The sequence below is a fragment of the Pseudomonas sp. GW821-FHT02H09 genome, assembly GCF_059421425.1.
The window spans coordinates 1-15905 of sequence record NZ_JBWKVA010000018.1 but is presented as its reverse complement, the minus strand read 5'-3'; the positions used below and the strand labels follow the sequence as shown (position 1 = coordinate 15905).

The window sequence follows — 15905 nt, the reverse complement described above, 5'->3', positions numbered from 1 at the left end:
TTTTAAGGTTGATTAATAGATAAAATTAAACAATCGATCCCTAGAGGCGTCACTGATGACCGTCAAGCAGATCCGCGCCTTTCTCGCCGTGGCGCAAAGCCTCAGTTTTGCCGTGGCCTGCGAGCGTCTGCATCTTTCGCAGTCGGCCCTCAGCCTGACGATCAAGGCGCTGGAAGAAGGCCTGGGTGGCCGACTGTTCAGCCGTACCACACGCAATGTCACGCTGACCCCGGAAGGCGAAGCGCTGCTGCCGCTGGCTCGGCGACTGATTGCCGATTGGGATAATGCCGAGGACGAACTGCGTCAACGCTTCACCCTGCAGCGCGGCCGCGTGACCATTGCCGCGATGCCCTCATTTGCCGGCAATTTGCTGCCGTCGATCTTGAAAAACTTCCGCGCCCGCTACCCGAATGTGAACGTCACGGTGAACGACGTGATCAACGAGCAGGTGCTGGAGATGGTCCGCGATCGTCAGGTGGAGCTGGGGGTGGCCTTCGAACCGCAGCAGAGTTCGTCGCTGGCGTTCACGCCCTTGTATATCGACCGGTTCGTGGCCGTGGTGCCCAGTGATTCAGCGCTGGCCGACTGCGGGGAAACCGACTGGGAATCCCTGTTGAAGCTGCCCTTCATTACCTTGCAAAGGCCCTCGACGGTGCGCGTCATGCTTGAGGAACACCTGCAGGCCCGCAACATGAAACTCCCGGTTGAACTGGAGAGTCACCAGCTGGCGACGGTCGGGCGGATGGTTGCCAGCGGGTTGGGGGTGAGCGCGGTGCCGGCGTTGTGTGCCGGGCAGATGCATGAGCTGGGCGCGCGTTGCATCACCCTGCGCGATCCGCTGATGAGAGCGATCGGTGTGCTGACCAAACCGGGTCATGAGCTATCGGCGGCGGCTCAGGCGCTATTCGATATCTTGCAGGATGAAAGGCTGGGGGAGCGGTTTTCAGTGTCGTGATTGCTTTCCCAAAACCCTTTGCTTTAATCAGCTCATCAGGAAATGGGCCGGGAGCTGGGTAATTGCACGTACTTGCCCACCCGTTTGCATTTCACCTGACCAGCCATTTGCATCGGATTTGACCAACTCGTTTCGTGGCAATGACCGGCAGGGAACGACCCTATACGGTCAGTCGTGGACGGAGGATATTGGCACCGATGAGTAGCGAACCCCAGGTGTTGCTGCCGCTGGTCATATTGCCATTGGCGTCATACAGCAAGGGGGCACCTCCCCATATGGATTGCTGCCGTAACCTAGGGTTTGCTGGGAGACCCGGCTATTGGCATCATAGCTGTTGCTGAGGAGTACATTGCCGTTAAAATATTCAATAGCATTTTTAACTCAAAAAAGACAACCCCCTTCCTGCGTTGAATTAATCCTTTTCTGGATAGTTGCACCATCGACAGCGAACATACTTCATGGTGGTGAACGGGATAAATCGAAGTGCCTTGTTTCCGCACCTAGGGCAGCGCACATTTGAGATGTTTATTAGTAGTACAGAACCAACGAATATCCAGCCAGCGTTCATTGCGGTAAACATCCATCCAGGTAGTTTGCCCCCAAAAATATATATTGTTATTATGACTGCTAATTCAATCAAAAAACCAATGGGCAGCCAGAGCAGGAACATGTTACGGCGCCGGCGTATTTCCTTTATAAGGGGGTCTTTATCGTAGGGTGTCATTTTCATTTAATCCCGGGCTGTGTGATGTTTTTTTTAAATTCCACGTTAGTGGACAAATGAATTAAACCAATTGGCAATAGTCTGGAGTGTTGGAGATACCGCAGTTGCAGTCCCTGATTCACCAGCAAACGCACCAACCCCCGCACCAGACCCAAGTTTGTATGGAACTGCACCAGATACTCCTGATATTTTCCCGCAACTGTCTCCTGAGGCACTGATACCGAAAGCAGGCCCCCAACCGACATCTAGCTCACCATACGTAGTGTGGTCAAAACCTGTAGTGGGGGCATCACCCTTTCCACCAACGGCGCTGCCTCCCCATTCGGCATAATAGCCAGCATCGAGCCCCCCATTGGCTTGACCTTGCTCATACACTGATGAGTTCATTCCATCGAAATTCACACCCCCGACCATATTAAGATTTCCTCCCGATCCTGGGGCTATCAAAGCGACACCGCCAGAAATCGTAAGTTTATATGCGAGGCCATATGGATCAGTCATGCTAATCGGATTCCCGCCAACATGGCCACAGATACTTTACGATAAATGCAACACAATACACTCGTGATTGCCGTCCTACTGATTTCGGCTTTTAATTGCAGCATAGAAGATAAAAAAGACGGATACAACATGTTCAATGGAAAATACAATAAAGAAAAAGTTGTCAGTCATTGGGCGCGGTATAGAAGTGATTATTGTGTAGACTTCCATTTGTCCAAATATCACTATGAAAACGGTCGCAATAGATACAGATCCGCCTATAAATTTTTTCAGAAAATTGTCACGAAATCGCCGCAATGAACTTAGATACCAAAGCAAAACTCCCCACTCAACAAAGGCAAGTGGTAGGATTGCCAGCCTTCCGATAAATAAGTGTTCGCTTCCGTTGGTCATTTTTAACACCCTCACTTTGATGACTCACCTTCGCCAGCTAGCGCCGCACCAATTGCAGGCAAACCAATCGCCGGGCCGGATGTTATGGCCGCCCCAATGCTAGTAGCGCCCCATTCGCCGAATACTTCACTTAACCCGCTAAATACACCAGTACCCCAACCAGCCATCGCGCCTCCAGCGACAGCGCCGACGGTAGAACCCAAATTTATTGACGTGCAATTTTTGCCATACTTCGCGATCTCCTGCCCGGCAATATCACCAAGGCCACCGGCGACACCTCCAATAATGGCCAATGTACCAACGCCCAAACTAGGATCAATCAAACCAACAAGGGCTCCAATTGTGCCCCCCGCCAACGCTCCAGCTCCAATCTCCACCTTGCACTGCCGCACCTATAGTGCCTTGGACAGTTCCTGAAATAGCGCCAACCGTTACACCAATAACAGGATCGGTTCCTCGAGGATCCTTGAGGCCAATCGGATTCCCGTTTACATAGGCATACGTATTAATCCCTCCAGCAAGACCTATCGGATCTCCCGAGATAAAACGCCCAAAGCCCGGAGAGTAATACCGTGCCCGATAATAGTAGAGACCCGTACCATCATTTTCCCGCCCTGTGTATTGCTGGCTGTTAGCGCTGGCAAGACCGCTGCTGCCGGTCTGGCCATAAGGGTCATAGGCGTATTGGGTAGTGAACGCTCCGGTGCTGTCGGTGAGCGCTTGGGTTGAACCCAGCGCATCAGCCAAGTAACTGTAGGTGCTGCCACTGGCCTCAGTGCGACTGAATATTTCATCGACGCCGCCAGTGAGGAGGTTGGCCTGTGCTGTGGGGGTGACGGCACCGGTCAGCTCTTGCACCGGATTGATGCCGTCGAAGACATAGCCGGTGGTCTGGCCTGCAATCGTCTTCTGGCTGCGTCTGTTGGCCGCGTCATAACTGAAACTGCCGGAGGTGGTATCGCGGCGTCGCGTATCTGCTCTATCTGGCCATTGCCAACATAAACCTGGGTAGTCTGTAGATCTGGTCACGGCCCGAAGCGCTATCGCAGGCGTCTTGAAAATAATCCTCCGATGTTTGTTTCTAAACTCCCCCCCCCGAGTGTCCAGCAAGGTATTCACGCAGAGGGTAGGAATGATCACCATATATGCATATATGTCTTTTTATAAGTTACTTATCAGCCCCCATGTTAAGAAAAAAGACATTAAAAGAGCTAGTGCGCCAACCGCCCTAAGAATATACAAGTAATTGCTTGATCTAACCAGGGTCTTGAGTGGGTGGTTTTTTGATGCGTATGTCCAGTCAACCCACTTGATTATAATGCCTTGCGTTTTCTCAGAAAAAAACAAGCACATTACCCCCAGTAAACACAGTGCAACAATAAAGACTAACAATTCAAAACTTTTCATTCTCACCATCCTGATCCAATCTTCCCAGCAGCCTGGAAGGAGTAATTGTAACTAGCGCCTAGTTGTGGCGTAACCAATCCAACCCCTGATGCGGACCCATTACTTGGTGACCACGACTCAGAAACGCCCCCCCCAGAAGCCAGCAGTAGCGTTAATTCCATTTCCCGACAAGAAATTATTGAGCTGATTTTCAGTAGGGTTGCATGACTGATTTATCCAGTTTGCAGTAACGCTTCCCGATATAATAGTAGCAGACTTCCCAAATCCTGCACCTAAAGGGCTCCAGTACCAGCTCCCATATCGATCAATACTTGCAGTTCCTGACCAGCCAACAACCGTGCCCGTTAATGGGTTTGGAATTGCGACATTTAAATTCGCTGAGAGGAAATCTGGACGACGCCATAGCCCTAAAGGATCAATGTAAGAAACCGGATTCCCACCGACATAACCATACGTATTTATCCCTCCCGCAAGGCCAATCGGATCTCCCGAGATAAAATGCCCAAAGCCCGGAGAGTAATACCGTGCCCGATAATAATAGAGGCCCGTGCCATCATTTTCCCGGCCGGTGTACTGCTGGCTGTTAGCGCTGGCGGAGCCGCTGCTACTGGTCTGGCCATAAGGGTCGTAGGTGTATTGCGTGGCGAGTGCTCCGCTGCTGTCGGTGAGCGCTTGGGTTGAACCCTGCGCATCAGCCAAGAAGCTGAAAGTGCTGCCACTGGCCTCGGTGCGGCAGAATACTTCATCGATGCCGCCTGTTAACTCTACATTAGGTTTAAAAATTTAAAACACTTGGATGCCTACCATGCCCACGAACATTAATATGCTAATTCAATGGAAGTACTTACGCTGCAAGAGATCGATGACGATCATTAGCACAATTAAAGACACAGACCAAAAATCCAACAAGTGAAGATAATCGGATTGCATCGAGGTTATATATGAATAGGCTCCATGATTATTGACCAAAACCTGATGTATTGCATCTGGATTTTTCGGGCCTTCCCCCGCATATCGAACAAACAATTCACTTCGATAAAAAAATAGTAAAACACCAGAGGCTCCAGCGATAAATTTAAAAATGACAATAACTATTTTCATATTCATCACCATAAATGTCCGACAGGGCTCAGAATCGTATTCGTTTTTCCAGAAAAAGCTCCCCCGCCAAACCCAGGACCTACCGTCCATCCCGCTCCAATCACCGTTTGACCTTGAGACCCAGCCCCCCAGAATGCATCACCGGTCGTGCTTGGACCCCAACCACCGCCCAAACTTACATTATTGAAAGGCCCCGCCAAATCACAAACGCTATTGCCATTAGATGTTGCGACTTGCACTCCAGCGTAACCCCCAGGCGTGCCAAGCGCTCCCCCACCACCATAGAGTCCATATGCAGCTATATTTCCGTTACCATCAATGGCAGCCCCAAACCCAGCCGTGCCACCAATGCCCGCATCAAATATCGTAGCTGAATACGAAAATGAGAGCCCAAGCTGCAATGTCCAAAGTCCAAGTGGATCACGAAAGTTGATTGGATTACTCTTCACATAGGCATACGTATTAACCCCTCCGGAAAGGCCAATCGGATCTCCTGAGATAAAACGCCCAAATCCCGGAGAGTAATACCGTGCCCGATAATAATAGAGGCCCGTACCATCATTTTCCCGCCCAGTGTACTGCTGGCTGTTAGCACTGGCGGAGCCGCTGCTACTGGTCTGGCCATAAGGGGCGTAGGTGTATTGCGTGGCGGGTGCTCCGGTGCTGTCGGTGAGCGCTTGGGTTGAGCCCAGTGCATCAACCAGGTAGCTGTAGGTGCTGCCACTGGCCTCGGTGCGGCTAAATATTTCATCGATGCCGCCCGTGAGGAGGTTGGCCTGTACTGTGGGGGTGACGGCACCGGTCAGCTCTTGCACCAGATTGATGCCGTCGAAGACATAGCCGGTGGTCTGGCCGGCAATCGTTTTCTGGCTGCGTCTGTTGGTAGCGTCATATAAGTCCGGCGTGTCTGTCCTTATAATAAAATTCATATGGGTATAGTTAATTGTTCAAGTGATTGAAGGAGAAAGTTGTTTCCTCCCATGCCTCTTTTGGAAACTCGCCACTTACAACTTTTCTGCGAAAAATCTCGTTTTTCTTGAAGTCTAGCATTGCGCTGTATGAACCGGCAGCATCACCTCCATTAATGGTCAATCGAAACCCGTGCGCAGGAAGTTTTTCTAAACGCAAGTTTCTGGGGTTGGCGAGATCAGCATATGTGGAGAGTGGAATAAAAAACGCTTGGCCGTTTCTCAATATTGTAATTGTCTTGATGATTCTCTTTGGCGGAGATGTCTCGTCACCTCCCCACATGTACGCTTTGCTGTAGGCATAATCATTTGGTAGTATAATTGTTTCGACTGAAACACTCACTATATCCGAACCACCTAGAACCATACTGGTTTTTGCGACACCTTCTTCAAAATTCGTATTTTCCGCAAAAGTTGGCTCAACAGAAAATGAGATCAGAAGAGCAAAAGCATATAGAAAAAATCTACTCATGGCACCACCCGCAATATGTGATCAGAACTGTTGTTGATTTGATTTCTAATTTGGGGGCCAGCAACGACACAACCGTGTGAAGCAATATTCGTAGCGTTGTCCCCATGAATACGAAAGAGGTCCCGCCCCAAGGTGTCTGTTCCTTGCTGTGGCGTTAAGTTCATAGTGCTTGGCCCCGTGTTAGGGCTGTAAAGATCGGGTCCTATATCGTATGTCCCTTGAGGAATTGGACCCACATCTGTAGCGCCTTGCATCGCAGGGTTATTTCGACCGTCATCGTTTCCTGCGTAACCAGTGCCGACCATGGTAGTTGCGCTAGGATTGTTACTATGGTCGCTTGCTCCCAACAAAATAAAAAACAACGCTGAGCAGGAAGAACACTATGCCAGCGATGATCAAACCGTACAAAAAGTAATGCTCACGGAGCGTTAGATATACAACCGATCCATGCGTATTCAGCGGGTAGATTTTTCCACCTTGAGGATCCGGTGTTCTCAGCCCGTGAGCATCAAAGTATTTCCAGACAAAAAATGATGAAAACCAAAAGCCTAAGGCCAGTACTCCCACGACGAGTTTAAGTGAATTCATTCTCCAGCCTCCCAGATTTTCGACCGTCCATTTTTCACCATGGTTTTATCCACGTGTCTGTCGCGCCGGCAGTTCCAGAAGCCATAGTATCGCCTCCGCCGCCTATAAACAGATTACCTCCGGTTACAGATTGACCTTGTGAGCCTCTACCGGTATATCCCTCTCCTCCGACAATTGGGCCCTCGCCACCGGACGCACTAACGGAACCAAACGCTTGGAATACTGGCGTTGCTGACCCGGCTCAAGCTCTCGAAAAACCTTGGAGAGACTTGAACGCGCATTGCGAAACGAGGTATATCAACAAGCGCTGGCGTTGGAGTAGATTTGTGGGGGATTCCTCAGAGTCCGCCCCCTTTGAATCCGACGGTACAGTTCCGTCCTATCTGGTTTTCGCTCGCAACGTTTTTGTCAAACTGGAAAAGTCTTTAAGCATTCCAGAAAAAGAAAATATTTCCCCATTGGTAAGCTTTACCACCGCGCGTAGGTTGCCTTTATCTCGGCGTAACTGGACTTCCAAAACATCACTCAACAGGAAGGTTTTTTTCGTGAATCCGTGAATTTCCAAGCTTGTCCCATCAATGCGAACTGAAAATTTTAAAAGATAGGCTGCGTATATAATTACAATCGTGGAAAACCCAAAGCACATCAGGTACCCGGCCAACGAAATCGGTTTCGCAGGATTATCTGAAATAGCTGGGACGATTATGAAAATCGCAGAAACGGCAACTGCCAGACATACAGCATGGTAGGGGTATCGATAAACAGCCTTCCCTTCATTTTGGGCGAGAGCCGGCATATCACCGAAGGATACCTGTCGTTCTTGTTGTACCATCGATTCAGCCCGCATTTCATTAAGTAGCTTTACTGTCGCTATCCACACTACGAAGGCTACAAATAGATACGCCATGCAAAAGTAAAGCCCCGGCGAAACTCGTATGCCCCACCACTCAATAAGCCAATCTCTGCCTTTCGCTGCCACGAAACAGCCAACGACGACCAAAACTAATGTTATGACAATGTCCGAAAAGTACTTTGATTTTGGTCTCATTTTCCACACCCGCAATCATTTCCAGCCTTGAGGCCTGCTTGAACCCCAACCTGCGCGACCGTTAACGTCTCAGGAGGGGTAGCAAATGCTTGCTTGAAGGCGGCAACATAATGGTCATCCTGCCGAATGGCGTGGAGTAAGTGCGCCTCATCTCGCAGGCCGTGTTCGATCGGATTAAAGAGTGGATCTGTAGCCTGCGTCTCAAGGCTGTCGCGGCGTCCATCCCAGAACTGGGTCTGGGCAAATACCGCATTGAAAAGAGTGGGCGTGTTACGCGACCCCAACTGGCGGTGGATACCTTGGGCGCGCGGCAAACCATCGATGAAGCCATGCTCGGGAATATGGCAGGAGGCACAACTGATCGAGTCGTCAGCACTCAGACGCTTGTCAAAGAACAGCGTTTTGCCGAGCTGAACTTTTTCCGCCAGGTGATTAGGCGATGAGACGCCCTGTGCTGGTGGAAGACCCAGCAAATTATCTGCGGCTTGCTCGGCACACGCCGCCGAGAATCGAGGCAGAGGGTCGGCCATTGGCATGCCAGCAGGCAACAGCACCAGGCACATGCTCAGGCAATGCACGACGCGCATGCTCAGTACTTGTACTGAGGGGGCTGAAGCCGGGGGCTGCGATACCTGAGGAGATAGGGGCGGAAAACGCAGTGTTTCGGATCAACCCATTGGAGAGTGCCCAGCATTTGCTGCTGGGACTGTAGTAAACCTGAAGTAACCATAAGCACCTCCCTGTGAACCAGAGCCAAAATTTGGCTCGTCGTACACGTCGTATGCGCAGCGGTTGGAACACTAGCGCGCTCACAGGGATGGAGTTTTCATTCCATGAGATTGAGTGAGATCAAAAGCCCACGACCCCGAGCATCCAGCACGAAGTGACAGTAGTACAGTGTTAAAAAACTCGCCAACTGGCGCCTAGAAATCGACCGGCCAGGATGGCTTTCCTGCGATCTATTTCGACCATGCAAGGTTTATTCGAGGGGAACCCGTTTGTTCGCCGGTATGCAGGCAGATTCTCACTCTACCGACTGTCAATGTTCTGTCTATTGCAGTAGCCACAATCCGATCTGGCTGTTTTTATTTACTTTTTAGTAGTGAGTTAGGCTGCTGTCCATATTTCCCGCAGTTCTGGAGGCTCCACCAAAGTTGCGGAAATTTCGGGGCCCACGCTCAACATCAATAGGAGGATTTGATGCTGCTGAAAGGACGGAAATTTTTTCCGGGCCGCCGAGTTGCGGTTCTTTTTGGCGCTGGGGCTAACCGATGTCCTACAAACCCAAGGGGAGCGAGGATGAACACTCTAGCGAGCAGATTCAGTGAGTCGTCCCGTGTTTCGCAGACGGAGTTGAATGTCTCCTCATGGCCGATTTCTGCCTGTCACCAAGGGCCGCAGTCGACCCATTGCGGACGCTCAATCAAAAGGACACGGACTCACTTTTTTCACTTCCCCTCTATGTCGGGCTAGTTTTCGCCTCATTCATATGGGTGGCTATAAGATAGTGCGGGGCACGCTCACTGCCTTACTTCATGCTAACTAAAGGAAGGCATCACACTGTGGGAACCGTTCCACCATCGATGACGTATTCAGTACCAGTAATGGAGCTTGCAAGCGGCGAGACAAGGAATGCGATCAGATCAGCGACTTCCTTTGGTCTGGCGGGGCGTCCGATCGGGATACCTCCCAGCGAGCCCATCACGATTTGGCGGCCGCCCTCATAATCGGTGCCGTTCTGCCTCGCGATTTCCTTCACAAAGGCGACTGAGGCCTCCGTCTCGACCCATCCCGGTGACACCCGGACCACACGCACGCCCTTGGGGCTGACCTCTTTGGAAAGACCCTTGCTGTAGTTCGAAAGCGCGGCCTTGGCAGCGGCATACGCCAGGGTGGATTCAGGTAGCGGCAACTGGTTCTGGATAGAAGTGACATGGATGATGACGCCCGAACCCTGCTTGAGCAGCATGGGCAGTAGTGCTCGGTCGATGCGAACTGCCGAGAGCAGGTTCAGGTCCAGAGCCCGCTGCCATTCCTGGTCATCGAGCATCGCGTAGCCACCGGCGGGAGCCGATGATCCACCTGCGACATGAACGATGATATCGAGCCCGCCGAGACGATCATGGACGGCATCGAAGACGCTGGCACAACCCTCGGTGGTGGTGATGTCCGCCGCGACGAAGAGGTCCTCGGGAAGGTGCTCGGGACGCGAGCGCGCAGCTGTCAGGACTTTTGCGCCAGCCTCGCGAAGTCGGGAGACGACGGCTTCTCCAATGCCTTTGGTTCCGCCGGTGACCAGCGCCCGGAGGTCTTCGAGTTCCAGTGCGATGCTCATCAGCGAATCTCCAGGGATGCGATCTTGTCGTCGACGAGTACAACGGTGTAAGAGAGCTCGACAGGGCTGCCTGGGAAGTTCCCCGTAAGCCGAGCGAGCAGGGTCACGGTCTGTCCTTCCTGCGAGCTGCTCAATGGTTCGATGCTGTATTGATACTTGGCCTGCGAGGCTTGCTTCCAGGATTTGATGGCCTCCAACCCCTTGTACGTCTGGCCTTCGTCACGCACGGTGGCATCTTTGGCGAAGCAGCGCTCCAACACCTCGGTGTCAGTAATCTTTTCGGCCGCAAGGTAGCTGGCGAGCGGTTCAGGCAATTCGATTTTCATGGCGATTTCACCTCACTGATGTAAGGATTTCTTCATCCACATGTTCGCTTTCGGCCATACCCGATGGCAAGAACCCACGAAAAAGTAAGCTAGGGAAATATGAGAAAAATCTATACGCCCTCTACTGCGGCTAGCGAAGTAGAAGCAGTGTTCAAGCAACTCGAAGGACGTTGGAAGCTGGTGATCCTGTTCCACCTCTTTGGTGGCCAGGTGCAACGCTTTTCCGAGCTGGAAAAGCTAATCCCCGAGATATCCCAGAAAATGCTCGCCCAGCAGTTACGCCAGTTGGAAGCGGATGGCATCGTGCATCGCACCGCCTATCCGCAAGTACCGCCTAAAGTGGAATATCGCATGACAGAGTGGGGCCAGGCGCTGTGTCCGGCATTGGATGCACTATTGCAATGGGCGGAACTTAGGGAGACGCTCAATCCAGATGCTTGAGCCCCCGAGGTTTCGCAGCCTCACATGAGAGGCTGCTATTGGTCGAGGCTGTGTAAAAACACTTCCGGGCTGGTGCAGCAATCAAAATCGGCAAGAAAAACACGCTCCTGCGCAAAATCCAAATCTGCTAACTAACTGGACGTTTGCAGATTTAACGTAGAAGCGAGGGCCGCAAAACGACGCCTGCGTTTTTACACAGCCTGGGCCGATTGTTGCTTGTCACAGTCGGCAGAAAACGACCCATGGCAGGTGGTCAACGTGGTGCGAAATCACATGTCATAGACTCAATGTTGGTTCGTACTCTTTTAACTATGCTTTGATTTTTTTTCATCTCTACACGGTTTGCGCAGAGTATCCGGCGAGGTTAGGAGCGATATGCCTCCGGTTGTCTGTCCGCTATCCGAGAGGTCTTGAAACGCACGGGGCCGCACAATCAGTCCGACGCGGTGGCAACAAATGCTCCGCTCACCAGCAGGTCAGATGTCTCTCGATCAACCTCGCCACTTCGGCTGCGTGAGTAAAGCCCAGACTGTGATCGGCGCCAGGGAAAACGTGTAGTTCAGCACGGGGTAACAGTTGAGCAAGGCGCTGGCCGACGCGAACAGGGCTGATCAGATCAGAATCTCCCCAGAGGAGCAGGACTGGCGTGCGCAACTCGACCAACCGGAGCGTGAGGTCGGTGCGGTCGTCGAGAAACCAACTCGGCAGTGTCGGGTTGGCGGCAGCAAAATCCGGGCGCCAGTCATGCGCGCCCAGAGCAGACATATCCACCCCACCAGAGGTAACGGTCAGCGTCAGGTGCGTGATCAGCTCAGGGCGTTCAAGCGCCGCAAGCACAGCGACTATGCCGCCCATGGACTGTGCCACCAGCGCTGTGGGCCGGTCGATCTCGGCCAGCACGCGAGCCACCAGATCATCCATGCCAGTCACGCTAGGCAAGGGCGGAGTGTCTCCAAAGCCGGGCCAGCCGATATGGACCTGCTGCGCCGGGTGGGCCAGGCGCTCAGCAACCGGATGCCAAAACCGGGTGTTACCTGAGGCTCCGGGCAGGAAGAGGAGTTTGGTGGGGGATGCGATCACAGGTTCGGTCCTTGAAGGTGGGATTGAAAGAGTCAGCAGGGGGAAAAATGGATGCCACGAGGTACGATGACCACTTCGGAACGAGAGCCGCCGGTAGTGAAGGGCAACTCGCGACCCATAGCGGACACTATCCAGCGACCGCTATGGGTGAAATCTGAGGTGCATAACCGTTAGCGCTGCCATAAGTACCATCAGACGATTGGCCTCAGTCACTGACACGAGCATTAAGGGTAATAACGGGGCCGTAAGTGAGCAGTGGACGTAGCTCTTCCATAACGCTGGCGACATGTTGGTTGCCAGCGTGCTTTTCCACCGCCTGCTGGTTTGTCCAGCCATCGATAATGTAAAACGTATTGGGTGCTTCGAAACTCTGATAGAGGTCGTAATACAGGCAACCGGGTTCCGCTCTTGCCGGCTCAACAAATTGCAGGATCAAGGCTTTGACCCGCTCGGTGTTGCAATCATCGCAGCGAAGTTCGCAGATGATGTGCCGCTCTTCGGATTTGGTGCTTTGCATGTTTTTACCCTGTATGTAGAGGAACCCTTGGCTGGCGCGAAATGACCGATTCACGGCCGGCCATTCGACGTGCAGCGCCGGATTTGCCCAGCGATTTACTCGGAGCGCTTTTCGAATATTCCTTTGGCGATGGCTGCCGCCGACATTGCGTTCGGCCAGCCGGCGTAGAAGGCCAGATGCGTAATGACTTCAGCGGCCTGAATTTGGGTCAGGCCGTTGTCCATGGCTTTGTTTACGTGAAAGGGAATTTGCGCGGCTTGCCCCACTGCAACCAGGGCTGCGACCGTGGCCAGACTGCGATCACGGGGAGTGAGTGTCGGGCGCAGCCACAGGTCATGGAACAGTACCGAAGTTGTATAGCCTGCAAGCGCTTCAAATGCAGGGCCGATCATCTGTTCTACCGCCGCCACGCGCATCTGCTCAAAGGCTTCGTCGACTGGGAGCATGTTGTCTTGTACATCCGCCAATGCGGTTGGCACGATATCGCGGGCCTCAAATACGTCTTTGGCGATGGATGCTGCCAATGTGGCATTGCCCCAGCCTGAATAGAATGCCAAATGAGTGATGACTTCACTCAGTTCGGTGGGCGTGACGCCATTGTTCAACGCCAAATCGAATTGGCGAGCCATTTCGGCTGGCTGATGCCGCGCAATCAAGGCGGCTACAGTCACGATGCTGCGATCCCGGGGCAGCAATTGCGGACGCTGCCATATCTCTTCCAAAAGCACGTCCTGGGTGGAGCGCGCAAATGCCGGTACGGCGAAGTTCACTTCGTCTGACTTCATAGTGATTAATCGCTCGTGCAGGTGAATAGAGGGAAACGAGTGCGTGACGGTGCTTCTGAAGAAACACCGTCAGGCGCTGAAGAACGCTTAGCGGTTGATGGTTTTCATCATCTGCGCGTTGTAGCGCTCACCTTGTACAGGCACCCTGGCCAGAACCTCACCGAGTTCACGAAGGTCTTCTGCGGTCAATTGCACGGTTGCTCCGCCTACGTTCTCTTCAAGGCGATGCAGCTTGGTGGTGCCGGGGATAGGCGCAATCCACGGCTTTTGTGCCAGCAGCCAGGCAAGTGCAATCTGGGCGGGGGTTGCTTGCTTGCGCTGGGCGATTTCACCGATCAGGGCGACGAGATGGTGGTTCGCCTCGCGGGCACCGTCAGCAAATCGAGGCAGATTATTCCGTACATCACCGCTAGAGAAGGTCGTACCGGCATCTATTTTCCCGGTCAGGAAACCTTTGCCCAACGGGCTGAAGGGAATGAAACCAATCCCGAGCGCTTCGAGAGTTGGAATTATTTCCAGTTCAGGCTCACGGGTGAACATCGAATACTCACTTTGAAGTGCCGACAGCGGCTGCACTGCATGGGCACGACGGATAGCGTCTACGCCAGCTTCACACATGCCAAAGTATTTGACCTTGCCTTCGGTAATGAGGTCGCGCACGGCCCCGGCAACATCTTCCATAGGGACATTGGGATCGACGCGATGTTGGTAAAACAGGTCAATGCAGTCGGTCTTCAGGCGCTTGAGTGATTCTTCCGCCACCTGACGGATGCGCTCAGGTCGACTGTCCAGCCCAGCGGCGGGATTGCCGTCCTTAAAACCGAATTTTGTCGCGATGACGATCTGCTCGCGAAATGGTTGAACGGCTTCGCCCACCATTTCTTCGTTGACTTGCCCATAGGCTTCTGCCGAATCGAAGAGGGTGACACCACGCTCAAAGGCCGCCCTGATGAGTTTGATTGCGTCCGCTTTGTCAGTGGCGGGGCCATAGCCGAATGTCAGGCCCATGCAGCCCAGGCCAATGGCTGAAACTTCGAGGCCGTTGCTGCCGATTTTTCGCTTTTGCATCATCCATCTCCTTTGAGGGTATTGGAAACCAACCCACAAACTGTTTGGTTATTGGGGATGCAGCTACTTTAAAAAGATCTGATCCATTCAAGAAGTGGCATACTGCGATAACCGGTATGAGATAAATTCATAATGGCACAGAGCGATTTCAACAGCCTTGCGGTGTTTATCACCGTTGCGCGCGAGCGCAGTTTCACCAGAGCCGCGGCCCATCTGGGTGTGTCCCAATCCGCTATCAGCCATAGCATCCGCAGTCTTGAAGAACGTCTTGGTATCCGCTTGCTGACCCGCACCACACGCGGCGCGTCGCCGACCGAAGCCGGCGAGCGATTGCTTGTCAGCCTTGTGCCTTACTACGAGGGAATAGAAGCCGAAATTGCCGCGTTAGGAGAGCTGCGCGACAAGCCGGCCGGAACTATCCGGATAACCTCGCACGACCATGCGGCCTCTACCATTCTCTGGCCGAAACTCTCCAGGTTGCTGCCGGAATATCCCGATCTGACTCTGGAGATCAACATTGGCTACGGGTTGATCGATATCGTCGCTGAACGCTACGACGCCGGAGTGCGTATAGGCGATCAAGTGGCAAAGGACATGATCGCAGTCAGGATTTCCCCTGACTTTCGAATGGCTGTGGTGGGAGCGCCGAGTTACTTTGCTCATCGTGCAAAACCACAGATTCCCCAAGATCTGACAACTCATAACTGCGCGAACCTGCGTTTGCCCACTCATGGTGGTTTGTATGCCTGGGAGTTTTCAAAGGCCGGTAAGGCGCTGCATGTTCAGGTGTCTGGGCAGATGATCTTTAACACCTCACCCCAAACAATGGCCGCAGCTGTGGAAGGATACGGGCTGGCATATGCGCCGGAGGATCTTGTCCAGGGCTATGTCGAGGATGGCCGGTTAATCCGTGTTCTTGAAGACTGGTCGCCGACTTTTCCCGGATATCACCTTTACTACCCGAGCCGGAGGCAGTCCTTGCCAGCCTTCGCACTTGTAGCCAACGCTCTACGATACAAGGGGTAGGGGAATGGGCAGATCCTGTATTGGATGACGATAGTCATCGTTTTTGACTGACTACCTCCAGCAGTTGGTTCACGCCGTCATCAATGTCTGCTTTTGGCCGATTCTGTTGAAAAAGTAGCTCCCCTGTCTGGCCTGCGGCAAAATCTCTGCATTGGCCGGCGGGGGATCAC

General features: G+C 52.7%; 20 protein-coding genes. 3 read left to right on the top strand and 17 right to left on the bottom strand.

The annotated features are described in order from the left end of the window. The first annotated feature begins 55 nt into the window (after positions 1 to 55). Positions 56 to 955 (top strand): LysR family transcriptional regulator, encoded by a 900-nt coding sequence (locus tag AC07VR_RS22190; protein WP_495012535.1) that lies wholly within the window; start codon positions 56 to 58, stop codon positions 953 to 955. A 769-nt stretch (positions 956 to 1724) separates the two neighbouring features. Here AC07VR_RS22190 and AC07VR_RS22185 read toward each other — a convergent pair. From AC07VR_RS22185 to AC07VR_RS22125, 13 genes are all read right to left on the bottom strand, one after another. Further along, a complete protein-coding gene (locus AC07VR_RS22185) occupies positions 1725 to 2180 on the bottom strand; it encodes a hypothetical protein (protein ID WP_495012534.1) in 456 nt (151 codons plus the stop codon). Between the two features lie 404 nt (positions 2181 to 2584). Next, positions 2585 to 2896 (bottom strand): hypothetical protein, encoded by a 312-nt coding sequence (locus tag AC07VR_RS22180; protein ID WP_495012533.1) that lies wholly within the window; start codon positions 2894 to 2896, stop codon positions 2585 to 2587. Next, positions 2889 to 3716 (bottom strand): RHS repeat-associated core domain-containing protein, encoded by an 828-nt coding sequence (locus AC07VR_RS22175; protein ID WP_495012532.1) that lies wholly within the window; start codon positions 3714 to 3716, stop codon positions 2889 to 2891. Before AC07VR_RS22175 ends, AC07VR_RS22180 begins: the two co-directional genes overlap by 8 nt. A gap of 381 nt (positions 3717 to 4097) precedes the next feature. Further along, positions 4098 to 4679, bottom strand: a complete 582-nt coding sequence (locus AC07VR_RS22170; protein WP_495012531.1) for an RHS repeat-associated core domain-containing protein — start codon at positions 4677 to 4679, stop codon at positions 4098 to 4100. A gap of 132 nt (positions 4680 to 4811) precedes the next feature. Continuing rightward, entirely contained in the window at positions 4812 to 5081 is a 270-nt protein-coding gene (locus tag AC07VR_RS22165) for a hypothetical protein (RefSeq protein ID WP_495012530.1), read from the bottom strand. A 5-nt stretch (positions 5082 to 5086) separates the two neighbouring features. Next, positions 5087 to 6010: an RHS repeat-associated core domain-containing protein gene (locus AC07VR_RS22160; RefSeq protein WP_495012529.1), complete on the bottom strand. Its 924-nt coding sequence runs from the start codon at positions 6008 to 6010 to the stop codon at positions 5087 to 5089. Positions 6011 to 6020: 10 nt separating this feature from the next. Continuing rightward, positions 6021 to 6521, bottom strand: a complete 501-nt coding sequence (locus AC07VR_RS22155; protein WP_495012528.1) for a hypothetical protein — start codon at positions 6519 to 6521, stop codon at positions 6021 to 6023. After that, positions 6518 to 6826: a tlde1 domain-containing protein gene (locus AC07VR_RS22150; protein WP_495012527.1), complete on the bottom strand. Its 309-nt coding sequence runs from the start codon at positions 6824 to 6826 to the stop codon at positions 6518 to 6520. The genes AC07VR_RS22155 and AC07VR_RS22150 overlap by 4 nt, the downstream gene beginning before the upstream one ends. A gap of 22 nt (positions 6827 to 6848) precedes the next feature. Continuing rightward, positions 6849 to 7109: a hypothetical protein gene (locus tag AC07VR_RS22145; protein ID WP_495012526.1), complete on the bottom strand. Its 261-nt coding sequence runs from the start codon at positions 7107 to 7109 to the stop codon at positions 6849 to 6851. Between the two features lie 379 nt (positions 7110 to 7488). Beyond that, positions 7489 to 8157, bottom strand: a complete 669-nt coding sequence (locus AC07VR_RS22140; RefSeq protein WP_495012525.1) for a hypothetical protein — start codon at positions 8155 to 8157, stop codon at positions 7489 to 7491. Then, positions 8154 to 8744 (bottom strand): cytochrome-c peroxidase, encoded by a 591-nt coding sequence (locus AC07VR_RS22135; RefSeq protein WP_495012524.1) that lies wholly within the window; start codon positions 8742 to 8744, stop codon positions 8154 to 8156. The genes AC07VR_RS22140 and AC07VR_RS22135 overlap by 4 nt, the downstream gene beginning before the upstream one ends. Positions 8745 to 9712: 968 nt before the next feature. Then, positions 9713 to 10492: an SDR family oxidoreductase gene (locus tag AC07VR_RS22130; RefSeq protein WP_495012523.1), complete on the bottom strand. Its 780-nt coding sequence runs from the start codon at positions 10490 to 10492 to the stop codon at positions 9713 to 9715. Continuing rightward, a complete protein-coding gene (locus AC07VR_RS22125; RefSeq protein WP_007985564.1) occupies positions 10492 to 10818 on the bottom strand; it encodes a nuclear transport factor 2 family protein in 327 nt (108 codons plus the stop codon). Before AC07VR_RS22125 ends, AC07VR_RS22130 begins: the two co-directional genes overlap by 1 nt. 99 nt (positions 10819 to 10917) lie before the next feature. Here AC07VR_RS22125 and AC07VR_RS22120 point away from each other — a divergent pair, with 99 nt between their 5' ends. Next, a complete protein-coding gene (locus AC07VR_RS22120; protein ID WP_007985565.1) occupies positions 10918 to 11259 on the top strand; it encodes a winged helix-turn-helix transcriptional regulator in 342 nt (113 codons plus the stop codon). A 465-nt stretch (positions 11260 to 11724) separates the two neighbouring features. Here AC07VR_RS22120 and AC07VR_RS22115 read toward each other — a convergent pair whose 3' ends face one another. The 4 genes from AC07VR_RS22115 to AC07VR_RS22100 all read right to left on the bottom strand — a co-directional run bounded on the left by AC07VR_RS22115 (position 11725) and on the right by AC07VR_RS22100 (position 14709). Next, positions 11725 to 12339, bottom strand: a complete 615-nt coding sequence (locus tag AC07VR_RS22115; RefSeq protein ID WP_495012522.1) for an alpha/beta fold hydrolase — start codon at positions 12337 to 12339, stop codon at positions 11725 to 11727. A gap of 205 nt (positions 12340 to 12544) precedes the next feature. After that, complete coding sequence (locus AC07VR_RS22110) at positions 12545 to 12856, bottom strand: putative quinol monooxygenase (protein WP_495012521.1); 312 nt, start codon at positions 12854 to 12856, stop codon at positions 12545 to 12547. A gap of 95 nt (positions 12857 to 12951) precedes the next feature. Further along, positions 12952 to 13641: a carboxymuconolactone decarboxylase family protein gene (locus AC07VR_RS22105; RefSeq protein ID WP_495012520.1), complete on the bottom strand. Its 690-nt coding sequence runs from the start codon at positions 13639 to 13641 to the stop codon at positions 12952 to 12954. An 87-nt stretch (positions 13642 to 13728) separates the two neighbouring features. Continuing rightward, positions 13729 to 14709, bottom strand: coding sequence for an aldo/keto reductase (locus tag AC07VR_RS22100; protein WP_495012615.1), 981 nt, complete (start codon positions 14707 to 14709; stop codon positions 13729 to 13731). 132 nt (positions 14710 to 14841) lie between these two features. On the opposite strand from AC07VR_RS22100, the gene AC07VR_RS22095 reads away from it, so the two are divergent. Continuing rightward, positions 14842 to 15735 (top strand): LysR family transcriptional regulator, encoded by an 894-nt coding sequence (locus AC07VR_RS22095; protein WP_495012519.1) that lies wholly within the window; start codon positions 14842 to 14844, stop codon positions 15733 to 15735. The last annotated feature ends 170 nt before the right edge of the window (positions 15736 to 15905 follow it).

What these genes read in the sequence shown, in the direction of transcription:
- AC07VR_RS22140 (WP_495012525.1), bottom strand. Translation starts at nt 8,157, where the DNA reads ATGAGACCAAAATCAAAGTACTTTTCGGACATTGTCATAACATTAGTT.
- AC07VR_RS22095 (WP_495012519.1), top strand. Translation starts at nt 14,842, where the DNA reads ATGGCACAGAGCGATTTCAACAGCCTTGCGGTGTTTATCACCGTTGCG.
- AC07VR_RS22190 (WP_495012535.1), top strand. Translation starts at nt 56, where the DNA reads ATGACCGTCAAGCAGATCCGCGCCTTTCTCGCCGTGGCGCAAAGCCTC.
- AC07VR_RS22155 (WP_495012528.1), bottom strand. Translation starts at nt 6,521, where the DNA reads ATGAGTAGATTTTTTCTATATGCTTTTGCTCTTCTGATCTCATTTTCT.
- AC07VR_RS22130 (WP_495012523.1), bottom strand. Translation starts at nt 10,492, where the DNA reads ATGAGCATCGCACTGGAACTCGAAGACCTCCGGGCGCTGGTCACCGGC.
- AC07VR_RS22185 (WP_495012534.1), bottom strand. Translation starts at nt 2,180, where the DNA reads ATGACTGATCCATATGGCCTCGCATATAAACTTACGATTTCTGGCGGT.
- AC07VR_RS22160 (WP_495012529.1), bottom strand. Translation starts at nt 6,010, where the DNA reads ATGAATTTTATTATAAGGACAGACACGCCGGACTTATATGACGCTACC.
- AC07VR_RS22145 (WP_495012526.1), bottom strand. Translation starts at nt 7,109, where the DNA reads ATGAATTCACTTAAACTCGTCGTGGGAGTACTGGCCTTAGGCTTTTGG.
- AC07VR_RS22120 (WP_007985565.1), top strand. Translation starts at nt 10,918, where the DNA reads ATGAGAAAAATCTATACGCCCTCTACTGCGGCTAGCGAAGTAGAAGCA.
- AC07VR_RS22105 (WP_495012520.1), bottom strand. Translation starts at nt 13,641, where the DNA reads ATGAAGTCAGACGAAGTGAACTTCGCCGTACCGGCATTTGCGCGCTCC.
- AC07VR_RS22165 (WP_495012530.1), bottom strand. Translation starts at nt 5,081, where the DNA reads ATGAAAATAGTTATTGTCATTTTTAAATTTATCGCTGGAGCCTCTGGT.
- AC07VR_RS22100 (WP_495012615.1), bottom strand. Translation starts at nt 14,709, where the DNA reads ATGCAAAAGCGAAAAATCGGCAGCAACGGCCTCGAAGTTTCAGCCATT.
- AC07VR_RS22150 (WP_495012527.1), bottom strand. Translation starts at nt 6,826, where the DNA reads ATGGTCGGCACTGGTTACGCAGGAAACGATGACGGTCGAAATAACCCT.
- AC07VR_RS22135 (WP_495012524.1), bottom strand. Translation starts at nt 8,744, where the DNA reads ATGCGCGTCGTGCATTGCCTGAGCATGTGCCTGGTGCTGTTGCCTGCT.
- AC07VR_RS22110 (WP_495012521.1), bottom strand. Translation starts at nt 12,856, where the DNA reads ATGCAAAGCACCAAATCCGAAGAGCGGCACATCATCTGCGAACTTCGC.
- AC07VR_RS22125 (WP_007985564.1), bottom strand. Translation starts at nt 10,818, where the DNA reads ATGAAAATCGAATTGCCTGAACCGCTCGCCAGCTACCTTGCGGCCGAA.
- AC07VR_RS22175 (WP_495012532.1), bottom strand. Translation starts at nt 3,716, where the DNA reads ATGGTGATCATTCCTACCCTCTGCGTGAATACCTTGCTGGACACTCGG.